This window comes from Caulobacter sp. HMWF025 (assembly GCF_003060965.1).
GTDB lineage: Bacteria > Pseudomonadota > Alphaproteobacteria > Caulobacterales > Caulobacteraceae > Caulobacter.
This window is the reverse complement of sequence record NZ_QAII01000098.1, coordinates 1-4,500: the sequence shown is the minus strand read 5'-3', so window position 1 is coordinate 4,500 and position 4,500 is coordinate 1. Positions and strand designations below refer to the sequence as shown.

The window sequence follows — 4,500 nt, the reverse complement described above, 5'->3', positions numbered from 1 at the left end:
GTCCCTACAAGTGCAACGCCCGTGCTTCCCCCCCCCCGGCACGGGCGTTGATCACTTCGCCTGATCAGCCGAGCTTCACACCGGTCATCGAGATCGCCGCGAACACGTCGTCGGTCAGGAAGCTGACCGGCTCGTCCGCCGCCTGCGCGCCCAGCACATAGAGCAGGGGCAGGTAGTGCTCGGCGCTGTTGATCGACAGTTCGGCATCGGGCCCAAGGGCCTGCCAGTCGATCAGGGCGTCATGGTCGCCGGCGGTGATCAGGGCCTTGGCGCGGTCATTGAATCGCTCGGCCCAGGGCAGGGTCTCGGGACGACGGAAGTCGATGGCCCGCAGATTGTGCACGATGTCGCCGCTGCCGATCAGCATCACGCCCTCGTCGCGCAGGGCCGACAGGCGGCGGCCGGCCTCATAGTGCCAGCGGCTGTCACGGCCCCGGTCGAGGCTGATCTGCACCACCGGGATGTCGGCCAGCGGATACATCGGCCGCAGGACGCCCCAGGCCCCGTGGTCGAGGCCGCGCGTGGGGTGCTGCACGACCGGATCAGGCGACAGGATGTCGGCGATCCGCGCCGCCAGGGCCGGATCGCCCGGTGCGCGGTACTGAACGTCGAACAGGGCCTGTGGGAAGCCGCCGAAGTCGTGGATCGTCTCGGGCGCGGGCGAGGCGCTGACCGCCGTGGCCCCGCGCGTCTCCCAGTGGGCGCTGACCATGGCAATGGCCCGCGGCCGCGGCAGGTCCTGGCCCAGACGGGCCCAGGCGCGGCTCCAGTCATTGTCCTCGATGGCGTTCATCGGCGAACCGTGGCCGAGGAACAGGGCAGGCATGCGGGTCATGGCGGGGGGCTCTGGTTAGAAACAGTATCAGTTACAGATAGGGGGCGTGGCCACTTACCGCAAGCCTGGCATGCTGCGGCGGCTTTTCGTCGAAGGCGGGCTTTGTTAAGGCCATGTCCGTGACGATCCCTGCGCCGCCTTTCGAATCTGCCACGCCGGTCACGGCCCGCGCCGCGCCGTCCAAGCCCGACCTGCGCGGCGGCGCGCTGGACTTCCTGCGGCTGCTCGCCTCGCTGCTGATCGTGCTCTACCACTTCGGGGCCGAGGGTCCGCTGCGGATCGAGCGCTTCCACCAGGTGTTCGCGCGTGGCTTTCTGGCCACCGACTTCTTCCTGATCCTGTCCGGCTATGTGCTGGGCCGGGCCTACGGGGCCTCGACCCTGTCGGGACGGATCTCGCCGGCCCGGTTTTGGCTGCGCCGCGCCGCCCGGGTCTGGCCGGGTCACCTGATGGTGCTGGCCGCCATGGCCCTGCTGGTCCTGGCGCTCAACACCCTGGGGACCGATGCCCACAAGCCTAGCCGCTTTGCCTGGGACCAGCTGCCGGTCCAGGCTCTTCTGATCCATGCCTGGGGCTTTGCCAGTGACGGCTGGAACCTGCCCAGCTGGTCGCTGTCGGCCCTGATCGTCTGCTACGCCCTGTTTCCGTTCCTGTGGCGGGCCGCCAACCGGGTGCGGCATCCGGCCCTGCTGCCGCTGATCGGCGCCGTGGTGGTGATCGGGTTCGAGATCCTGTCGCGTCAGGTCTTCGACCAGGCCCTGGCCGATCTGCGGCTGCAGTTCGGCGTCGTGCGGGCCTTCCCGCTGTTCATCCTGGGCCTGTGCCTGGCGCGTGCCGTCGAGATGGACTGGCCGTCGGAAAAGGCCGCCCGCATCCTGCTGTTCGGTGGTGCCGGGCTGCTGGTGGTCTGGCAGGCCCTCGACCGCTATGCCCTGCCCAATGTGCTGATCTTCGACCTGCCCAGCCTGATCGCTATCGGGGCCATCATCCTGGGGGCCGGCCGGCTGCCGGTGAAGCGCCCGCGGGCCTGGATCGAGCAGGGGGCCAAGCTGTCCTTTGCCCTGTTCATCACCCACATCTTCGTCGGCGTGATCTACTGGAGCGCGGTGCACAAGCTGATCGACACCGTGCCGATCGGCATCGGCTGGCAGTGGCTGATGTGGCTGGCCTCGTTCCCGATCGCCTATGGCGCGGCCTGGCTGTTCCACACCTATGTCGACCAGCCGGTCCAGGACCGCCTGGCCCCGTGGCTGCGGGGGCGGTAGCCCCCGCGCCGTCTCCTACAGATTCAGCAGCGCCGGATCGCCGCCCTGGGCGGTGATGTTGACGCTGACCGCCCGTTCGACCGCATAGCGCAGCAGGGCGTGGGGGCCGCCGGCCTTGGGGCCGGTGCCCGACAGGCCTTCGCCGCCGAACGGCTGGACGCCGACCACCGCGCCGGTCATCGAGCGGTTCACATAGGTGTTGCCGGCCGGGACCAGACGCTGGACGTCGGCCGCAAAGCTCTCGATCCGCGAATGGATGCCCAGCGTCAGGCCATAGCGGCGGGCCGCCAGGGCGCCGGCGACCTGTTCGAGGTCCTCGGGCCGGTAGCGCACGACATGCAGGACCGGGCCGAACACCTCGCGTTCCAGGAAGTCGGCGGCCGGGATCTCGGCCAGGACGGGGGCGAAGAAGGTGCCGGCGGCCGGGGCGTTCAGGGCGTGCAGCACCTTCGCCTCGCGCTTGAGGCGGTCGAGATGGCTTTCGAGCGCGCCCCTGGCCTCGCCGTCGATCACCGGGCCGACATCGGTGGTGGCCGAGGCCGGATCGCCCAGCACCAGGGCGTCCATCGCCCCCTTCAGGCCGTCGATGATGTGGTCGGCGGTGTCGCGGGGCAGGAACAGCAGGCGCAGGGCCGAGCAGCGCTGGCCGGCCGAACCGAAGGCCGAGACGATGACGTCGTCGATCACCTGTTCGCGCTGGGCGGTGGTGTCGACGAACATGCCGTTCAGCCCGCCGGTCTCGGCGATGAACGGCACGATCGGACCCTGACGGGCGGCGAGCGTCTGGTTGATCCGCCAGGCGGTTTCGGTGCCGCCGGTGAAGGCCACGCCGTCGAGGCCCGGATGGGCGGTGAGGGCGGCTCCGACCGTCTCGCCGCGACCCGGCAGAAGGGCCAGCAGGTCGGGGTTCAGGCCGGCGGCGTGATAGAGCTTCACGGCCTCGGCGGCGATCAGCGGGGTCTGCTCGGCGGGCTTGGCCAGCACGGCATTGCCGGCCGCAAGAGCCGCCGCGATCTGGCCGGTGAAGATGGCCAGCGGGAAGTTCCACGGGCTGATACAGACAAAGACACCGCGACCGGCCAGCCGCAGGACATTGGTCTCGCCCACTGGGCCCTTCAGCAGTTCGCCCTCGCCGAACTGGTCCTCGGCCAGCACCGCATAGTAGCGGCAGAAGTCGACCGCCTCGCGCACCTCTGCAATGCCGTCGGCCAGGGTCTTGCCGGCTTCGCGCGACAGGATCGCGATCAGGCGGTCCGTATTGGCTTCCAGGGCATCGGCCATGGCGCGCAGAACCCGGGCGCGCTCGGTCCCGCCGGCCCGGTCCCAGGCCGGTTGCGCGGCACGGGCCAGGGCGAAGGCCTGGTCGATCTGCGGCTCCAGGGCCTCGGACACGGCCCCGACCACGCGGGTCTCGTTCGCCGGGCTGACGACGGGCAGGGGCGGGGTTCCGGCGGTCAGGCGGCCGCCGACCAGCGGGCCGGCCGACAGGGTCTGCGCATCGAGCGCCGTCACGGCGGCGGCCAGTCGGGCGCGCTCGGCCAGAACCGACAGGTCGATCCCGGCCGCATTGCGACGGCGCGGACCATAGACCTCGATCGGGGTGGGGATCTTGGCGTGACGGTCGGGATGGGCCTCGACCACGTCGATCGGGTCAACCACGACCTTCTCGACCGGCACCCGCTCGTCGAGCAGGGCGTGGACGAAGCTGGTATTGGCCCCGTTCTCCAGCAGGCGGCGGACCAGATAGGGCAGCAGATCCTCGTGACCGCCCACCGGGGCATAGGCCCGCAGGGTGATGCCGTCATAGAGGTCGTCAGCGGCCTTGTAGAGCGCCTCGCCCATGCCATGCAGGCGCTGGTGCTCGATTTTCACGCCGGCGTTCTTGGCCATGCGCACCACGGCCGCCAGGGTGTGGGCGTTGTGGGTGGCGAACTGGGCATAGAGGTGCGGGGCGGCGTCGATCAGCGCCCTGGCGTTGACCAGATAGGACAGGTCAGTGGCGGGCTTGGTGGTGAATACCGGATAGTCCGGGCGACCGGCGACCTGGGCGCGCTTGATCTCGCTGTCCCAGTAGGCCCCCTTGACCAGACGGACCATCAGGCGACGGCCGGTCTCTTCGGACAGGGCCCGCAGGCGGGCGATCACCGCGCCGCAGCGTTTCTGATAGGCCTGCACGGCCAGGCCCAGACCCTGCCAGTCGGCCAGCTCGGGCTCGCGGCACAGGCGGTCCAGCAGCTTCAGCGACAGGGCCAGGCGGTCGGCCTCTTCGGCGTCGATGGTGAAGTTCAGATTGTGGCGGGCGGCGATCCTGGCCAGGCGCAGGGTGCGGGGATAGAGCTCTTCCCAGACCCGGTCCTCGTGCGTGGCCTCATAGCGCGGGCACAGGGCCGACAGCTTGAC

The 4,500-nt window shown here is 70.0% G+C and carries 3 protein-coding genes; 1 reads left to right on the top strand and 2 read right to left on the bottom strand.

Features of this window, described 5'->3' with window-relative positions; all coding sequences use genetic code 11:
• Positions 1–64: 64 nt before the first annotated feature.
• Positions 65–835 carry a 4,5-DOPA dioxygenase extradiol gene (ygiD, locus tag DBR10_RS10770; protein WP_108505712.1) on the bottom strand — a complete coding sequence of 257 codons (771 nt, stop codon included), beginning with the start codon at positions 833–835 and terminating at the stop codon, positions 65–67.
• Between the two features lie 113 nt (positions 836–948).
• Between ygiD and DBR10_RS10765 the strand changes: the two genes are divergently transcribed.
• On the top strand, positions 949–2,100 hold the full coding sequence (locus DBR10_RS10765; protein WP_108505711.1) for an acyltransferase family protein: 1,152 nt from the start codon (positions 949–951) through the stop codon (positions 2,098–2,100).
• A 15-nt stretch (positions 2,101–2,115) separates the two neighbouring features.
• On the opposite strand, the gene putA is transcribed toward DBR10_RS10765, so the two are convergent.
• On the bottom strand, positions 2,116–4,500 hold a 2,385-nt coding region (gene putA / locus DBR10_RS10760; protein WP_108556333.1), incomplete at its 5' end, for a bifunctional proline dehydrogenase/L-glutamate gamma-semialdehyde dehydrogenase PutA.

Bases quoted from the DNA above. Each gene is read 5' to 3' on its own strand.
- ygiD (WP_108505712.1), bottom strand. From the start codon at position 835: ATGACCCGCATGCCTGCCCTGTTCCTCGGCCACGGTTCGCCGATGAAC.
- DBR10_RS10765 (WP_108505711.1), top strand. From the start codon at position 949: ATGTCCGTGACGATCCCTGCGCCGCCTTTCGAATCTGCCACGCCGGTC.